General features: G+C 61.0%; 16 protein-coding genes. 13 read left to right on the plus strand and 3 right to left on the minus strand.

Annotated elements, in window-relative coordinates; translation table 11 throughout:
* Positions 1 to 310 precede the first annotated feature (310 nt).
* The 6 genes from A4A58_RS06385 (at position 311) to A4A58_RS06410 (ending at position 6085) form a co-directional block, all read left to right on the plus strand.
* The gene (locus A4A58_RS06385; RefSeq protein WP_068730620.1) at positions 311 to 550 is read left to right on the plus strand and encodes a hypothetical protein; all 240 of its coding nucleotides are present in this window, start codon (positions 311 to 313) and stop codon (positions 548 to 550) included.
* 176 nt (positions 551 to 726) lie between these two features.
* Positions 727 to 3171, plus strand: coding sequence for a TonB-dependent receptor (locus tag A4A58_RS06390; protein ID WP_068730621.1), 2445 nt, complete (start codon positions 727 to 729; stop codon positions 3169 to 3171).
* A 3-nt stretch (positions 3172 to 3174) separates the two neighbouring features.
* Positions 3175 to 3864, plus strand: coding sequence for a Fe2+-dependent dioxygenase (locus tag A4A58_RS06395; RefSeq protein ID WP_068730622.1), 690 nt, complete (start codon positions 3175 to 3177; stop codon positions 3862 to 3864).
* 2 nt (positions 3865 to 3866) lie between these two features.
* Complete coding sequence (gene exbB, locus A4A58_RS06400) at positions 3867 to 4796, plus strand: tonB-system energizer ExbB (protein WP_081421754.1); 930 nt, start codon at positions 3867 to 3869, stop codon at positions 4794 to 4796.
* Positions 4797 to 4798: 2 nt separating this feature from the next.
* Positions 4799 to 5281 (plus strand): TonB system transport protein ExbD, encoded by a 483-nt coding sequence (gene exbD / locus A4A58_RS06405; RefSeq protein WP_068730624.1) that lies wholly within the window; start codon positions 4799 to 4801, stop codon positions 5279 to 5281.
* A 15-nt stretch (positions 5282 to 5296) separates the two neighbouring features.
* Entirely contained in the window at positions 5297 to 6085 is a 789-nt protein-coding gene (locus tag A4A58_RS06410) for an energy transducer TonB family protein (RefSeq protein ID WP_068730625.1), read from the plus strand.
* A gap of 13 nt (positions 6086 to 6098) precedes the next feature.
* Here A4A58_RS06410 and A4A58_RS06415 read toward each other — a convergent pair whose 3' ends face one another.
* The 3 genes from A4A58_RS06415 to A4A58_RS06425 all read right to left on the minus strand — a co-directional run bounded on the left by A4A58_RS06415 (position 6099) and on the right by A4A58_RS06425 (position 9556).
* Positions 6099 to 6845 carry an SDR family NAD(P)-dependent oxidoreductase gene (locus A4A58_RS06415; RefSeq protein ID WP_068730626.1) on the minus strand — a complete coding sequence of 249 codons (747 nt, stop codon included), beginning with the start codon at positions 6843 to 6845 and terminating at the stop codon, positions 6099 to 6101.
* A 16-nt stretch (positions 6846 to 6861) separates the two neighbouring features.
* Complete coding sequence (locus A4A58_RS06420; RefSeq protein ID WP_068730627.1) at positions 6862 to 7596, minus strand: SDR family oxidoreductase; 735 nt, start codon at positions 7594 to 7596, stop codon at positions 6862 to 6864.
* Between the two features lie 121 nt (positions 7597 to 7717).
* Complete coding sequence (locus tag A4A58_RS06425; RefSeq protein ID WP_068730628.1) at positions 7718 to 9556, minus strand: IlvD/Edd family dehydratase; 1839 nt, start codon at positions 9554 to 9556, stop codon at positions 7718 to 7720.
* 234 nt (positions 9557 to 9790) lie between these two features.
* Here A4A58_RS06425 and A4A58_RS06430 point away from each other — a divergent pair, with 234 nt between their 5' ends.
* The 7 genes from A4A58_RS06430 to A4A58_RS06460 all read left to right on the plus strand — a co-directional run bounded on the left by A4A58_RS06430 (position 9791) and on the right by A4A58_RS06460 (position 16794).
* Entirely contained in the window at positions 9791 to 10858 is a 1068-nt protein-coding gene (locus tag A4A58_RS06430) for an ABC transporter ATP-binding protein (protein WP_068730629.1), read from the plus strand.
* A gap of 72 nt (positions 10859 to 10930) precedes the next feature.
* Entirely contained in the window at positions 10931 to 12256 is a 1326-nt protein-coding gene (locus A4A58_RS06435) for an ABC transporter substrate-binding protein (protein WP_068730630.1), read from the plus strand.
* A 98-nt stretch (positions 12257 to 12354) separates the two neighbouring features.
* On the plus strand, positions 12355 to 12768 hold the full coding sequence (locus A4A58_RS06440) for a RidA family protein (RefSeq protein ID WP_158005659.1): 414 nt from the start codon (positions 12355 to 12357) through the stop codon (positions 12766 to 12768).
* A gap of 70 nt (positions 12769 to 12838) precedes the next feature.
* The gene (locus A4A58_RS06445) at positions 12839 to 13798 is read left to right on the plus strand and encodes a carbohydrate ABC transporter permease (protein ID WP_068730632.1); all 960 of its coding nucleotides are present in this window, start codon (positions 12839 to 12841) and stop codon (positions 13796 to 13798) included.
* Positions 13791 to 14714 (plus strand): carbohydrate ABC transporter permease, encoded by a 924-nt coding sequence (locus A4A58_RS06450; RefSeq protein WP_068730633.1) that lies wholly within the window; start codon positions 13791 to 13793, stop codon positions 14712 to 14714. The genes A4A58_RS06445 and A4A58_RS06450 overlap by 8 nt, the downstream gene beginning before the upstream one ends.
* A gap of 162 nt (positions 14715 to 14876) precedes the next feature.
* On the plus strand, positions 14877 to 15863 hold the full coding sequence (gene denD / locus A4A58_RS06455; protein ID WP_068730634.1) for a D-erythronate dehydrogenase: 987 nt from the start codon (positions 14877 to 14879) through the stop codon (positions 15861 to 15863).
* 7 nt (positions 15864 to 15870) lie between these two features.
* The gene (locus tag A4A58_RS06460; RefSeq protein WP_068730736.1) at positions 15871 to 16794 is read left to right on the plus strand and encodes a sugar kinase; all 924 of its coding nucleotides are present in this window, start codon (positions 15871 to 15873) and stop codon (positions 16792 to 16794) included.
* Position 16795: the final 1 nt, after the last annotated feature.

The following is a 16795-nucleotide window of genomic DNA, read 5'->3' on the forward strand; positions in this document are numbered from 1 at the left end:
CTGACGCGGACATGCGCGTCCAATGCGCGCCCGCTTGGGCGGCTCCTGATCAGCTAGGTCTCGACTCAAATGCTGTAAACACACGACCGCTTGAACGCGTGCTTCATTGCCAAATCTTCATGTTCGCTGTTGGTGACGCCTGATCTCTCGCATCGTTCCGAGGGTACGCTGAGCTCCATTTTGTGCGGCGTCTTGGACAATCCATCGGTGCGGTGAGAAGCGCCTGGCGTTGTAACTGCGCGTCGTATCCGCCATAGCCTCGTCGAAGCCGACATCGCGGCCTGCAAATGTAATCGATCCGGAGCGAGACATGGACGAGTTGAATGGGCGGATGATCGCCTGTCAGATTTTGATTACCGGATTGATCGCGCGGGTCGCCAATGACTCGCCGGATCCGCTGCGCTTCCTGACCGACTATCGGGACGAGATCAAAGCCGTCGTGCGAGGCATCAACATCGCCGGCATGGAGAATACGGATCGGGTGAGGCAGTCGGCGCTGCAGACCATCGACGAGATGTTCTCGCTGATGAAGCCACCGAGCAGCGAGTAGGGCGGGCGTTTCATATTACCTTCAGGTAGCTGCCGCGACCAATCTAGACATATTCAAACATATGCCCCCTGCAATTTCGCCCAATTGCGTTGACCACCCGTTCTCCCGCCGACTACGTCCATGGGACAAATTATCGCACTTGATGCGTCCTAGCGTCGCAGTTTTGGGGGGATTCGATGGGTACGGCGAAAATGCCGCGGTCTTTGCGTGCTGTTTCTGAGGTTCGGGCCGGCGAGGGCGCCGATCCCTATTCTGGCCGCAAGGTGACTGCGGTTGCTGGTCTTATCGCGGTTGCGTCGTTCAGCGGTGCCGAGGCGCAGCAATCCACCCTTCCGCCGGTCACCGTGGAAGCCCCGGTTGCCCGGCCCCGGCCGGCGGCATCGAAGCCAACTCCGGACCAGATTCGCGCGCGCACTGCGCTGCGTCGCGCAGCCCGGCGGGCTCAACCGGTGCCAGTCGCACCCGTACCATTTCCGAATGCCGGCGGACTTGCCGCTGATCCTTATGCTGATCCCTCCGCGCCCTATAAAGGCGATCGGCTTGCGGGCGGAAAATTCACCGAGAAGCTGCTGGATACGCCGCGCACCGTCACGGTGCTCACCAGGGAAGTTCTCGAGGACAAGAACGCGACGTCGCTGCGCGATGCCGTCCGTTCGACAGCCGGCGTGACGCTCGGAACTGGAGAGGGCGGCAATGCTTTCGGCGATCGCTTCTTCATTCGCGGCTTCGATGCCCGCAATGACGTGTTCGTTGACGGTATCCGCGATCCGGCCGTCAGCATTCGTGAAAACTTCTTCACCAAACAGGTCGAGATTCTGCGCGGACCGGCATCGTCCTTCGCCGGACGCGGCACTGCCGGCGGTGCGATCAACATTGTCACCAAACAGGCAGGCGACAGGAATTTCACCAATATCGATACCGCCTTCGGCACCGATGCCACCAAGCGCGTGACCATCGACGCCAATCAGGTTCTGAGTCCGACGGTCGCGGTGCGCGCCGGCGGCCTGTTCCAGGACGCCAATGTTGCTGGCCGCAACACCACGACTGACGATCGCTGGGGAGGCTTCGCGGCCATCAAGTGGACGCCGGTCGATGCCGTGAAGGTCACGGCCAACTACATCCACACCGATCTCAATTCGATTCCGGATTTTGGTATTCCATGGGACCGCGCGGCCAACAAGCCATCAACGGAAACCGGCATCGCGAACCGCAACAACTACTATGGCTTCGCCAAACGCGATTTCCAGCATGCACGTCAGGATATCGGCTCGCTGAACACCGAAGTCGCGCTGACGCCGGATGTCACCTTCAGCAACAAGATGCGGTTGGAACGCTCGACCCTGGCCTATGTCGGCACCTTGCCGGAAGCGCCCCGCGCCGGCATTCCCGGCTATTCTCCCGATCCTGCCGGCTACGGTTTGGTGCAGCTCAACGCCGTCAGCCGCTATCAGACGACGGATACGATCGCCAACCAGTCAGATTTGAAGTTCAAATTCGACACCGGCCCGATCAGGCACACGACCATCGTTGGCGCCGAAATCTCGCGCGAAAAGGTCGACATTGACACCTTTACGGGCCTGACGACGGAGTCGCTGCCGGGTGGAAGCACGAGCATCGGCTCGGTGATCGTTCCGATCAACAATCCGTATCTGACCTATTCGGCTTTTGCGCAGCCCACGCGGGCCAACAACCCAACGGTGATCAAGGTCGACACCAATGCGGGCTACGCCATCAACACGGCGAACTACAACGACATCGTCTATCTGAACACCGGCATCCGCTACGACGATTACAGCGTCAGCGCGGGCAAGCCGTTTGCGACCACCACCACATTCCCGCAAAAGGCCGATAGCGGCAATGTGAATTGGAATGTCGGCCTGACGTTGAAGCCGCTGCCCTATGGCAGTGTTTATGTGGCCTATGCTACGTCGACCAACCCGGTCGGTGCGGAACTGGACGGCACCGACGCGCGCTATGGCGGCTTCAACCTCACGGGCGCCTATAATCAGGTGTTCGCGCCGGAGAAGAACAAGTCTGCGGAAGTCGGTACCAAGTGGGAACTGTTCGATCGCCATTTGTTGCTGACAGGCGCTCTGTTCGAGACCACCAAGAGCAATGCGCGTGAGCAGCTGACCGTTGCCGGTGCTACGCAGGTCGTGGCTGGCGCATCATACAGAATCCGCGGCATCGATCTCGGCGTTGCCGGCAAGATCACCGATCGCTGGAGCGTATTCGGCGGTCTGGTTCTGATGGAATCCAAGGTGCTGAACTCGGCAACGCCTGCTTTCATCGGGCGCGATCTCGCCAACATTGCACATCAGTCGTTCAACCTGATGACCAAGTACAAGTTCGATTACGGCTGGGAGCTGGGCGGGCAGGCGACCTATCAGTCGCAGCGGACTGGCGGCATCCTGTACACGACCACAACGACGGTCCTGCCGGAATTCTGGCGCTTCGACATGTTCGTCGAGAAGAAGATCGACCAGAACATCACCCTCAAGCTGTTCGTCAACAACCTGACCAACAAGCTTTACTATGACGGCTTCTACAACAGCGCGGCACCGTTTGTGCTGGTGGCGCCGGGCCGGTCGGGAACACTTGTTCTGAGCGGCAAGTTCTAGGGGATGCTAATCTGCATCCCTGATGTTCTGAGCAAGAGTGATGTGGCGGAGTTCCGCCGCATCATGGATGCGGCCGGTTGGGAGGACGGTCGCTCGACTGCCGGCGCGCAATCGGCACTGGTCAAACGAAATGAGCAACTGCCGCCGGATAGCGAGGTTGCCCGCGCGCTCGGCAATCGCATCATCTCGGCACTGATATCGAACCCGCGGTTTTTATCTGCGGCAATTCCGCTGCATATCCTTCCGCCGCTATTCAATCGTTACGTCTCGTCGGATGGACATCACTTCGGCGTGCATGTCGACAATGCGGTGCGCGGCGATCATCTCACTGGCATGCGTATCCGCACCGACCTCTCAGTCACATTGTTCCTCTCCGAGCCCGAGGAATATGAAGGCGGTGAGCTTGTTATTGAAGACAATTACGGCTCACACGAGGTGAAGCTGCCGGCCGGTCATCTCGTACTTTATCCTGCTTCCAGTTTGCACCTTGTAACGCCTCTAAGGGCAGGTATGCGCGTAGCGTCTTTTTTCTGGCTACAGAGCATGATACGTGATGCTCATGCGCGCAGCATGATCTTCGATCTCGACAGCGCGATTCAGAGCCTAGTTGAACGTCTCGGAAGAGACGACCCAGAAACGGTCAAATTAACGGGCATCTATCATAATCTCATCCGCTACTGGGCCGAGGTATAAGCTTGTTTAGAACTGTTCTTAAGTCGCTGGCTGTGCTGGCAGTGGTCGCATTTGCTTCGCCAATCATTGCGCAGCAGGCTGCAAAGCCCGTGGCGCCTGTGGTTACTCAGGCAGCTCCCGCTGCGGCGCCGGCCCCGGTAACTGCTCAGCCGAGCAGCCCAGCGGCGAGCCCGGCCGCTTCGACAGCTCTTGCTAGCCCGGTGGTGGAGGCCGCGCCCAGGCCGATGGTCGCGACTGGTGAGCACGATCTGTCGCCCTGGAAAATGTTCATGGGCGCCGACATCATCGTCAAGGCGGTGATGGTGGGTCTGGCTTTCGCATCGGTCGTCACCTGGACGGTCGGCATTTTCAAGATGATGGAACTGACCTGGGCCATGCGTCGCCTGAAGGCTGCGCTCCGCAAGATCGGTGAATCGCGTTCGCTGTCCGAGGCGCAGATGGCGCTCGGCGAGCGCGGCACGATCCTGTCGCGCTTTTTGGCAGCGGCGATGCGGGAAGGGCGGATGTCCGCCGGAATTTCGAGCGATGAAGGCATCAAGGAGCGCGCCGCGTCGAGCTTTGGCGAAATCGTTCGCGCTGAAGGCCGCAAGGTGCGCACCGGTATGGGCATCCTCGCGACCATTGGCGCAACGTCGCCGTTCGTCGGACTGTTCGGTACCGTGTGGGGCATCATGAACAGCTTCATCGGTATCTCGAAATCGCAGACCACGAATCTTGCAGTCGTCGCGCCCGGTATCGCCGAAGCGCTGCTGGCGACCGCCATCGGCCTCGTCGCGGCGATCCCGGCGGTCATCATCTACAATCACTTCTCGCGCGTGACGAAGGCCTACATGGAAATCGTCGGCCGTGCGCAGGGCGCCGCCGGTCGTCTGCTGTCACGCGATCTTGATCGCACGCATTCGAGTTCACACGCACGCGCAGCGGCTGAATAACCATGGGTATGTCGCTTTCCGAAGGTGCAGACGACGATGATGATTTCGGTGAAAATCACGAAATCAACGTCACCCCCTTCATCGACGTCATTCTGGTTCTGCTGATCATCTTCATGGTGGCCGCGCCGCTCTCGACGGTGGACTTGCCGATCAATCTGCCGTCCTCCACGGTGACGCCGCAGAAGAAGCCGGACAAGCCGACTTATGTGAGCATCAAGCCCGATCTCGCCGTCGCGATCGGCGAGAACATGGTCAAGCGCGTCGATCTGGTGCGTCAGCTCGATGCGATGGGCGATGGTAACAAGGATCGACCGATCTTCCTGCGCGTTGATCGCGCGGTGCCCTATGGCGAATTCTTCGATGTGATGGAACGGCTGCGTGCCGGTGGCTATCAGAAGACCAAGCTTGTTGCGCTGGAAGGTGTTCCGGATGCCGCTGCGGCATCGCCGGCACCGGCCGCTGCACCTGACGCGCCGAAGCCCTGACGTTACGGAAGCGCTATGTCCGAGCTCGATAGAAAGTCGTCCTGGCGACTGTGGCTGATCGCGGCGCTTGTCGCCGTGCTGCTGCATGTCGGCGGCATCGCTGCGGCTGTGTTTGAGATGCAGCAGGAAGAGGACGACGACGGCCTTGGCGCCAATGCTATCGAAGTCGGGATGGAAATGGTGTCGCCCGACGTCGAGCCGACCGATCTTCCGCAGGGCCCGGATTCGGAGGCTTCGACCGCATCTCCGGCCGTTCAGGAGCAGAAGGCTGTCGAGAAGCAGAGCGATCTCCCCAAGGAGACGCCGCACGAGAGCGAAGAACCCGATCAGGTCGTGACCGAGAGCAAAGCGACCAAGCCGGAAGAAGAGACACCCGAAAAGGCGCAAAAACAGCAGCAGGCGTCGCAAGAATCCGTCGCGTCGGAGGCCGCCGCACAGCAGAAGCTCGATGACTCCAAGGCTGGCGAGAAAGCACAGGCGCAGCAGGGCGGCATCGGCACCGACAAGAAGCGCCTGTCGACAATCTGGTCCAAGCAGCTCAGCGCCTATCTCGAAAAGAACAAGCGCTATCCGCAGGAGCGCCAGCAGAAGACGGCGGAAGTGACGGTGAATTTCGAGATCGACCGCGTCGGCAAGGTTCTGGCCGTGCGAGTCGTGAAGGGCTCCGGCGACGCCGCATTCGACGAGGCCGCGGTTGCCATGGTCCGCCGCTCAGACCCGCTGCCGGCGCCGCCGCCGTTGATCGCCGACGACGGCCTGAGCTTCACCGTCCCCGTGATCTTCCGCGTCAAGAGCAAGGGCTGATGAGAAGGGCGACTTAGTAGGTCGCTCGTCCGCCCGAAATATCGAAGACCGCGCCTGTCGAGAAGGCGCAGTCTTCCGAGGCCAGCCAGGCAGCCATCGCGGCCAGTTCCTGCACCAGTACGAAACGTCCTTTCGGAATCTTCGACAGCATGAAGTTGATGTGCTGTTCCGTCATCTGGTCGAAGATCGCCGTCTTCGCGGCAGCAGGCGTGATGGCGTTGACGTTGATCTCGTGGCCGGCCAGTTCCTTGCCGAGCGACTTGGTCAGCGCGATCAGGCCGGCCTTCGATGCCGAATAGTGCGAGGCGTTCGGATTGCCTTCCTTGCCGGCGATCGAGGCTATGTTGACGATGCGGCCGTAATTCTGCTTCAGCATCACGGGGACGACGGCCTTGCAGCACAGGAACGGGCCGTCGAGATTGATGCGCATCACCTTACGCCAATCGTCGTAATCGATCTCCCACACCGGCTTGTTGAAGCCGGTGATGCCGGCATTGTTGACCAGGATATCGATGTTGCCGAACTCTTGAAGCGTCGCAGCGCGAGCTTCATCAATTGAAGCCACGTCGGTGACGTCGACTTTGAGGGCAATCACTTCGTCGCCGATTTCGCTCGCCGTTTTTACGGCTAGGTCAATATCCTGATCCCAGATCGCCACCTTGGCGCCGGAAGCGACGAAGCGTTCAGTGATCGCGCGGCCAAAGCCCTGGGCGCCGCCCGTGACCACGGCGCAGCGGCCGTTCAAATCGATCTTGTTCATGATGCGATGTCCTCGGTTACAGCGTCCAGCCGCCGTCGATGATGTGCGCGACGCCGGTGGTGAAGGCGCTCTCGTCGCTGGCGAGATAGACGGCGAGGGACGCGATCTCCTCGGCGGTCCCGAGGCGGCCCATCGGCTGCCGGCTCACGAACAGCTCGCGGCCATTCGGGCCTGCGGCTGCGGCGCGGTCGAGCATCGACGGCGTTTCGATCGTGCCGGGACAGATCGCGTTACAGCGAATGCCTTTGGTGATGTAGTCGACGGCCACAGCACGGGTGAGGGCGGCGACGGCGGCTTTGGTTGCGCCATAGACGTAGCGGTTCGGCGCTGCCTTGAAGACACCGGCGGCGGAGGAAATGTTGACGATCGCACCATTGCCGCGCGCAAGCATGCCGGGCAGGAACGCACGGATGGTCCGATGCATCGATTTGACGTTCAGGTCGAACGAGAAGTCCCAGTCGGAATCGGAGCATTCCAGTGCTGCGCCGTGATGCACGAAGCCGGCGGCGTTGAGCAGGATGTCGATATCGCCGACCTTCTTTGCCATCGCTTCGACGGCAGCCGTGTCGCGCACGTCGAGTCGTGCAGTCTCGGCGATACCATCCTTGGTCAGCAGTGCCACGCCCTTGTCGTCGATATCGGTGGCGAACACCGTCGCCCCTTCGCGCGCAAAAGCCAGCGCGCACGCCCGGCCGATGCCGACGGCGCCGGCGGTGACGAAGGCGCGTTTGCCTTTCAAGCGGTCAGACATGTGAAATCTCCCTGAGACGTTTTTTGTTTTGGACGTCATACGCGGGCTTGACCCGCGTATCCATCTTGCTGCGAAGGAAGTTGGATTGCTGGGTCAAGCCCGGCAATGACACCGTTGGCTGCTAGTGATTATGCCGCGCCGTCCCGACCGTGCCGGCGATATCGCGATAGCGCGTTGCCAGTTCGAGACATGCGCCGGTGGCCTGCTGGCCGACGGTGTTGCGATAGAGCTCCTGCCACGGGGTCTGGTTGGCCGGATATTTGAATCCGCCATTGGCCATCAGTTCGGCGCGACGTCGCTTCAGCTCCTCGTCGGAAATCAGGATATTCGCCGAGCCCTTGTTGAGATCGATGCGCACCTTGTCGCCCGTCTGCAGGATTGCGAGGCCGCCATTGGCTGCCGCTTCAGGCGTCGCGTTGAGGATCGACGGCGAGCCGGATGTGCCCGACTGCCGGCCGTCGCCGATGCAGGGCAGCGATAGAATGCCGCGTTTGATCAGCGCTGCCGGCGGCTGCATGTTCACGACTTCCGCGCCGCCGGGATAGCCGATCGGGCCGGTGCCACGCACGAACAGGATGCAGTGTTCGTCGATGTCGAGCGAGGCATCGTCGATGCGGTGGTGATAATCCTCCGGCCCTTCGAACACGATGGCGCGGCCTTCAAATGCGTTCGGATCCTTCGGATTGATCAGATAGCGATCGCGGAATTCCTTGGAGATCACCGAGGTCTTCATGATCGCGGAATCAAACAGATTGCCGCGCAGGACGAGGAAGCCGGCATCAGCCACCAGCGGTTTGTCATAGGACCAGATGACGTCGTTGTCCGGCTTGGGCGAGGCGGCGCAGTTTTCCCCCATCGTCTTGCCATTCACGGTGATCACATCCTCGTGGATGCGCTTGTGCTTCATCAGCTCGCGCACCACAGAGGGCACACCACCGGCGCGGTGATATTCCTCGCCGAGATAGAAGCCGGCCGGCTGCATATTGACCAGCAGCGGTACGTCATGGCCGAATTTCTGCCAGTCGTCGATATCGAGCTCGACGCCGATATGGCGGGCGAGTGCATTGATATGGATCGGTGCGTTGGTCGAACCGCCAATGGCGGAATTGACCACGATGCAGTTCTCGAAGGCCTTGCGGGTCAGGATGTCCGACGGCTTGAGGTCCTCCCACACCATGTCGACGATGCGGCTGCCCGTCTCATAGGCAATCTGGCCGCGCTCGCGATAGGGCGCCGGGATAGCGGCGCAGCCGGGCAGTGACATGCCCAATGCTTCGGCCAGCGAGTTCATCGTCGACGCGGTGCCCATGGTGTTGCAATGGCCGACCGACGGCGCCGAGGACGCGACCAGCGTCATGAATTCTTCGTAGCCGATCTCGCCGGCGGCCAGCCGCTCACGCGATTTCCACACCACGGTGCCGGAGCCGGTGCGTTGGCCTTCGTGCCAGCCATTCAACATCGGACCTCCGGACAACACGATCGCGGGCAGATTTACGGTAGCCGCTGCCATCAGGCAGGCCGGAGTTGTCTTGTCGCAGCCGGTCGTGAGGACGACGCCATCGAGCGGATAGCCGAACAGGATTTCCACAAGACCGAGATAAGCGAGGTTGCGATCAAGCGCCGCAGTCGGCCGCTTGCCGGTCTCCTGAATCGGATGCACCGGGAATTCCATCACCAGACCGCCGGCGGCGGTAATGCCTTCGCGCACGCGCTTGGCGAGTTCGAGATGATGGCGATTGCAGGGCGACAGGTCGTTACCTGTCTGCGCAATGCCGATGATCGGCTTGCCGGACTGCAATTCGTGACGCGTCAGGCCGTAGTTCAGATAGCGCTCAAGATAGAGTGCAGTCATTCCGGGATTGTGGGGATCGTTGAACCATTCGCTCGAACGAAGTTTGCGCTTGGTTGCCTTTGCAGGCGAGGTCCCCGCAGTCGGCGTGGACGAAGTCGACTTGGTCATCATTTCTCCCGCAGCGCACACTTTATATCCTGGTGCGTCGTCTCTTTTGATTGATCACGAATGTTTGCACGCCGCTGGCTGCTTCGCAACGTTTGCATCTGCGAAGTTTTTCTACGACTATGATCCAACGACACGCCGCCAGAAAATCTGGTAGGATGTCAGACAAGTAAGAACAGGCGGCTCCGGCAATCGGAGGACGCCGTCTCTAAAATGGGACATTTGGGAGGGAAATGTATGGCGTCCGTGCAGATTCACGACGTTCGTAAGTCTTTTGGCGGTTTTGAGGTTCTCCACGGCGTGTCGGTCCCCATCGAGGATGGCCAATTCGTGGTTCTGGTTGGGCCATCCGGCTGTGGAAAATCCACATTGCTGCGCATGTTGGCGGGCCTGGAGAAGATCACCTCCGGGACGATCTCGATCGGCGATCGCGTGGTCAATGATGTCCAGCCGAAAGAGCGCGACATCGCCATGGTGTTCCAGAATTACGCGCTCTATCCGCATATGACGGTTGCCCAGAATATGGGCTTTTCGCTCAAGCTGCGCGGCGCCGACAAAAGCGAGATCGATCAGAAGGTCAATCGCGCTGCCGATATTCTCGATTTGAGGCGATTGCTCGAGCGTTTTCCCCGGCAGTTGTCGGGTGGTCAGCGTCAGCGCGTCGCCATGGGCCGCGCCATTGTACGCGATCCGCAGGTCTTCCTGTTCGATGAGCCACTGTCGAATCTCGACGCCAAGCTGCGCGTCGCCATGCGCGCCGAGATCAAGGAACTGCATCAGCGCCTGAAGACGACAACGGTCTATGTGACTCATGACCAGATCGAAGCCATGACCATGGCCGACAAGATCGTGGTGATGCAGGACGGCATCGTCGAGCAGATGGGCGCACCGTTGGAGCTCTACGATCGCCCCGAGAACAAGTTCGTTGCCGGCTTCATCGGATCGCCTGCGATGAATTTTCTCGAAGGCACGCTGAAGGTGAATGGTGGCCAGCCCTGGGTGGAGACCGCTAACGGCGCGAAGCTGCCGATCACGGCGGCGCCGGCTGCAGCCAACGACAAGTCGGTGACCTACGGCATTCGGCCCGAGCATCTCGAATTTGCCGATGACGGCATCGAGGCCGAGGTCGTGGTGGTCGAGCCGATGGGGTCGGAGACTCAGGTCGTCGCACGCATCGGCACCCAGGACATTATCGCGATCTTCCGTGATCGTCGTCCGGTCGCGCCGGGCGACAAGATTCATCTCAGGCCGCGCGCGAATTCGGCGCATCTGTTCGACAAGGAGACCGGAAAGCGCGTCAACTGACGCGCTTTTCCACCAATCAATTTCAAAACATTGGTCGATCAACGAACCAATATTACAGGGAGAAGACGAAAGATGACTGGATTTACACCGGATCGCCGATCTCTGCTCAAGGGCGGCGCGATCACGCTTGCTGCTGCGGCGACCATGTCCGCGGATCAATTGCTGGGCTACGCAAAAGCCTGGGCGCAGGCCTCACAGTGGAAGCCGGAAGCCGGCGCCAAGATCAACCTGCTGCGCTGGAAACGCTTCGTCGAAGCCGAAGACGTGGCCTTCATGAAGATCGTCGACGCCTTCCAGAAGGCGACCGGCGTCACCATCTCCGTCTCCAACGAATCCTATGACGACATTCAGCCGAAGGCTTCGGTCGCGGCGAATACCGGACAGGGCCTCGACATGGTCTGGGGGCTGTACTCCCTGCCGTTTCTGTTCCCGACCAAGTGCATGGACGTCTCCGACGTCGCCGACTATCTCGGCAAGAAGAACGGGGGTTGGGCTGAGTCCGGCAAGCAATACGGCATGTATAACGGCAAGTGGATCGGCGTTCCGGTCGCTGCGACCGGTGGCCTCGTGAACTACCGTGTCGCTGCTGCGGAAAAGGCCGGGCACAAGACGTTCCCGAACGATCTCGGCGGCTTCCAGGATCTGTTCAAGGGCATGAACAAGAACGGCACCCCGGGCGGCATGGCGCTGGGCCACGCATCGGGCGATGCCAATGGCTGGGTGCACTGGGCGCTGTGGGCCCATGGCGGCAAGCTGATCGACAAGGACAACAAGGTTGTCATCAACTCGCCGGAGACCGCGAAGTCACTGGAATACGTCAAGTCGCTCTACGACAACTTCATTCCCGGCACCGCATCCTGGAACGACTCGTCGAACAACAAGGCATTCCTCGCCGGCCAATTGCATCTGACCACCAACGGCATCTCGGTCTATGTGACCGCGAAGAAGGAAGCCCCGGCGATTGCCGAAGACATGAACCATGCACATTTGCCCGTCGGTCTGGATGGCAAGCGGCGTGAACTTCATCTCGGCTTCCCGATCCTGATCTTCTCCTTCACCAAGTTCCCGCAGGCGTGCAAGGCATTCACCGCCTTCATGATGGAGCCGGAGCAGTTCAATCCATGGGTCGAGTCAGCCCAGGGTTACCTGTCGCCGTTCCAGCTCGCTTTCGAGAAGAACCCGATCTGGACCGCCGATCCGAAGAACACGCCATATCGCGACGTGGCTTCGACGGCATCGACCCCGGCGGGCGAAGCGCAGATGAGCGAGAATGCGGCGGCGGCGATCGCCGACTTCGTGGTCGTCGACATGTACGCCAATTACTGCACGGGCCGCGAGGACGTGAAGACCGCGATGTCGTCTGCCGAGCGCGCGGCGAAGCGCATTTTCCGCGCCTGAGGACGACCTTGTCGGCGCGGAGCGACCCGCGCCGGCAACTCTCCGGAGCAGCCGTGAATTTCGTTTCACAAAAGGCTGCCTGAACGATGGGAATGGGAATGCCAGAGATCGACTACAAGACTGTTCTCCCGGAAGGCTGGGCGCGGCCGCGCGGTTTCGCGCATGCGGTGGTGGCCGGCGGTACGCGGAGCATCCGCATCTCCGGTCAGCTCGGCAAGCAGAACGGGCAGGGGGAGGTCGCCGCGGAATCCGACTTCGGGACGCAGTGGCGCTACGCAATGGAGAATCTCGTCACCGTGCTGAAGGCGGCGGGCGGCGAACCCAAACAAATCGTGATGCTGCGCGCCTATGTCACCGACATCAATGCATTCAAGACGTCCGGCGCCGCCATCGGCGAGGCCTGGGGCGCTACGCTCGGCAAGCATTTTCCAGCGATGACGCTGGTTCAGGTCTCCGCCCTGATCGATCCGCACGCACGTGTCGAGATCGAGGGCGAAGCGATCCTGCCGTAACCGGATCATGACGCATGACTGACTGCACGACATCAGAACGAAGCCGACATCCGACTGGAGCTATCTTGCAATGACCACGATCCAGACATCGATGCCGGAGGCAGGGAAAGTGATCCCCAGATCCTCGGCCTGGGACCGGCTGTGGATCAACCGCAACTGGCTCGCCATGTGGTTCATGCTGCCTGCAGCCGCGTTCCTGATCTTGTTTCTCGCCTATCCGTTGTTTCTCGGCGTCTGGATGAGCTTCACCGACGACCGCATCGGTCGTGGCGGCGTCTTCGTCGGTCTCGAGAACTACGAGTGGCTGCGCGACGACTCCATCTTCTGGCTCTCGGTGTTCAACACGCTGCTCTATACGATCGTCGCCTCGGCCATCAAATTCGCCGTCGGTCTCTATCTCGCGCTGCTGCTGAACCGGCACATGCCGTTCAAGGCACTGATCCGCGCCGCTGTGCTGATCCCCTTCATTGTGCCCACGGTATTGTCGGCGATCGCGTTCTGGTGGATCTACGACTCGCAGTTCTCGATCATCTCGTGGTCACTGATCAAAATGGGCCTCATCAGTCACAACATCAACTTCCTCGGCGACAGCAACTGGGCGCGCGCCAGCGTGATCTTCGCCAATATCTGGCGCGGCGTGCCGTTCGTGGCGATCACGCTGCTGGCCGGCCTGCAGACGGTGTCACCGTCGCTCTATGAAGCGGCGACGCTGGACGGCGCGACCTCTTGGCAGCGCTTCCGCTTCATCACCTATCCGTTGCTGACGCCGATCATCGCAGTCGTCATGACCTTCTCGGTGCTGTTTACGTTTACCGACTTCCAGCTGATCTGGGCGCTGACCCGCGGCGGTCCGGTGAATGCGACGCATCTGATGGCGACGCTGAGCTATCAGCGCGGCATTCTCTCGGGCCGGCTCGGCGAGGGCGCAGCAATTGCCACCGCCATGATCCCGTTCCTTCTGGCAGCCATCGCCATCTCCTGGTTCGGCATGCAACGCCGTAAGTGGCAGCAAGGTACTGACAATGACTGAGACCATAGCAGATGCCGCGCGCGTCGCGGCCGTTCTCCCAACCGAGGCGAAGGACGATCACAGCGAGGGCATGGCCTATCTGGAGTCGGTGCCCCGCCGCATCGTCACGCTCTACATTCCGCTGTTCATCATCGTGGTGATCCTGCTTTTCCCGTTCTACTGGATGGCTCTCACCTCCATCAAACCTGACGAGCAGCTGATCGACATGGAGCGGTTCAATCCGTTCTGGGTGGTCAAGCCGACCTTCAAGCACATTCAGAAGCTGCTGTTCGAAACCAACTATCCGCAGTGGCTTTGGAACACGATGTACGTAGCCGCGGCGTCGACGCTGCTGTCGATCATCGCCAGCGTGCTCGCGGCCTATGCCATCGTGCGCCTGCGGTTTCGTGGGGCGCAGACGGTCGGCGCGCTGATCTTCATGGCGTACCTCGTGCCGCCGTCGATCCTGTTCATTCCGCTGGCGACAGTCATTCAGGCCTACGGTCTGTTCGACTCGCCGCTATCGCTGATCCTGGTTTATCCGACGCTACTGATCCCGTTCTCGACCTGGCTGCTGATGGGCTATTTCAAGACCATCCCGTTCGAGCTCGAGGAATGCGCCCTGATCGACGGCGCCTCGCGCTGGCAGATCCTGGTCAAGATCATCATCCCGCTCGCGGTGCCCGGCCTGATCTCGGCCTTCATCTTCTCGTTCACTTTGTGCTGGAACGAATTCATCTATGCGCTGACCTTCCTGCAATCGACGCAGAACAAGACCGTGCCGGTGGCCATCGTCAACGAATTCGTCGACGGTGACATCTATAAATGGGGCTCGCTGATGGCCGGCGCGCTGGTCGGCTCGCTGCCGCTGGTGATCCTGTATGCTTTCTTCGTCGAGCACTATGTGTCGGCGATGACAGGCGCGGTGAAGGAGTGACCTAACTCCGTCGTTCCGGGGCGCGAGCGCCGCTTGGCGATCGCGAACCCGGAACCTAGTCATAGTGAATCTCATATCGGGATTCCGGGTTCGCACGTCGCAAGTGCGACGCGCGCCCCGGAATGACAGCCAAGAACCAAAATCAAGAAAAGGAAACCTCCCTTGCACATCCTCATCCTCGGCGCCGCCGGCATGGTTGGCCGCAAGCTCACAGAGAAACTGGTTCGCGACGGCCGTCTCGGCAATCGCGATATCACCCGCATGACCCTGCAGGACGTGGTGGCGCCGGCAAAGCCTGCGGGCGCGTCGATCCCGATCGAGCTGGTGACCTCCGACTTCGCCGATCCAAAGACGGCTGCGCCGCTGGTCGCCCACAAACCGGAGGTGATCTTCCATCTCGCCGCCATCGTGTCGGGGGAGGCGGAGGCCGATTTCGACAAGGGCTATCGCATCAATCTCGATGGCACCCGCTACCTGATCGACGCTATCCGGGCCATCGGCGGCGGCTACAAGCCGCGGCTGGTCTTCACCTCGTCCATCGCCGTGTTCGGCGCGCCGTTCCCCGACAAGATCGGCGACGAGTTCATTCACACGCCGCTGACGTCCTATGGGACGCAGAAGTCGATTTGCGAAATGCTGATCGCCGACTACACCCGCAAGGGCTTCCTGGACGGCATCGGCATCCGCCTGCCGACCATCTGCGTCCGTCCGGGCGCGCCGAACAAGGCCGCCTCAGGTTTCTTCTCCAACATCATCCGCGAACCGCTGGCCGGCAAGGAAGCCATCCTGCCGGTCTCCGAGGACGTCCGCCACTGGCACGCATCGCCGCGCTCTGCCGTGGGCTTCCTCGTTCACGCCGGCACCATGGATCTTCAGGCGATGGGCCCGCGGCGTAATCTGAGCATGCCCGGCATGTCCGTCACCGTTGGCGAGCAGATCGCCGCACTGGAGCGCGTTGCCGGCAAGAACGTCGTCGCTCGTATCAAGCGGGAGACCGATCCGGTCATCACCGGCATCGTGTCAGGCTGGCCGCGCGATTTCGACACCGCACGCGCGCTGAAGCTCGGCTTCACCACCGCCGAGAAAACCTTCGACGACATCATCCGCATCCATATCGAGGATGAACTCGGCGGCAAGTTCGTCGATTGAGGCCACCATGCGGATCGCCAGCATCGGCGAATGCATGATCGAGCTGCGTCAGATGCCCGATAGGCGCCTGACGCGGTCCTTTGGCGGCGACACGCTGAACACTGCGGTCTACCTTGCCCGGCTTGGTGCGGAGGTCGATTACGTCACCGCGCTCGGTGACGATCCGCTCAGCGACGAGATGATTGCCGGCTGGCAGGCCGAGGGCGTTGGCACCGAGCGTGTGATGCGCCTCAGGGGCAAGCTGCCCGGTTTGTATATGATCGAGACCAATGAGGCGGGCGAGCGCCGCTTCCATCACTGGCGCGATGCCTCGGCTGTGCGAGGCTTGATGAGCCTACCCGAGACCGATGCGCTGCTGGCGGCGCTCGCCGATTGTGATCTGATCTATCTCTCGGCCATCACGCTGTCGCTGTTCGACGTGGCGGGCCGTGACCGCCTGATTGCGGCGCTTCAACGAGCGCGCGGCGCAGGCGTCCGCGTCGCCTTCGATACCAATTTCCGCGCCCGCGGCTGGCCCGATCTCGATATCGCACGCAACGCGTTTCAGAGCGCCTTCGCGGTGTCGGACATCGTGCTGGCCTCGGTCGAGGACTTGTTGCCGCTCTATCCTGGCGAAGCCGAGGAAATGCTGCTCCTGCGTATCGACGCAGATGAAGTGGTGCTCAAACTCGATACCCCCGCGAGCATCATACGGCTTCACGGCCAGTCGCAGCGCGTCGAGGCCGAGTCGGTCAGTGGCGCGGTGGTCGATACCACGGCGGCCGGCGACAGTTTCGCCGCTGCCTATCTGCACGCACGTTTGAGCGGCGCTCAGCCTGTCGCCGCCGCAAAGGCAGGTCACTATCTCGCCGGCACTGTCGTCTGCCATCCCGGTGCGATCATCCCGCGCGAGGCGATGCCTGATATGATCGCGTTCGATACACCCTCATGAG

It is taken from the genome of Tardiphaga robiniae (genome assembly GCF_001618955.1).
Lineage (GTDB): Bacteria > Pseudomonadota > Alphaproteobacteria > Rhizobiales > Xanthobacteraceae > Tardiphaga > Tardiphaga robiniae_A.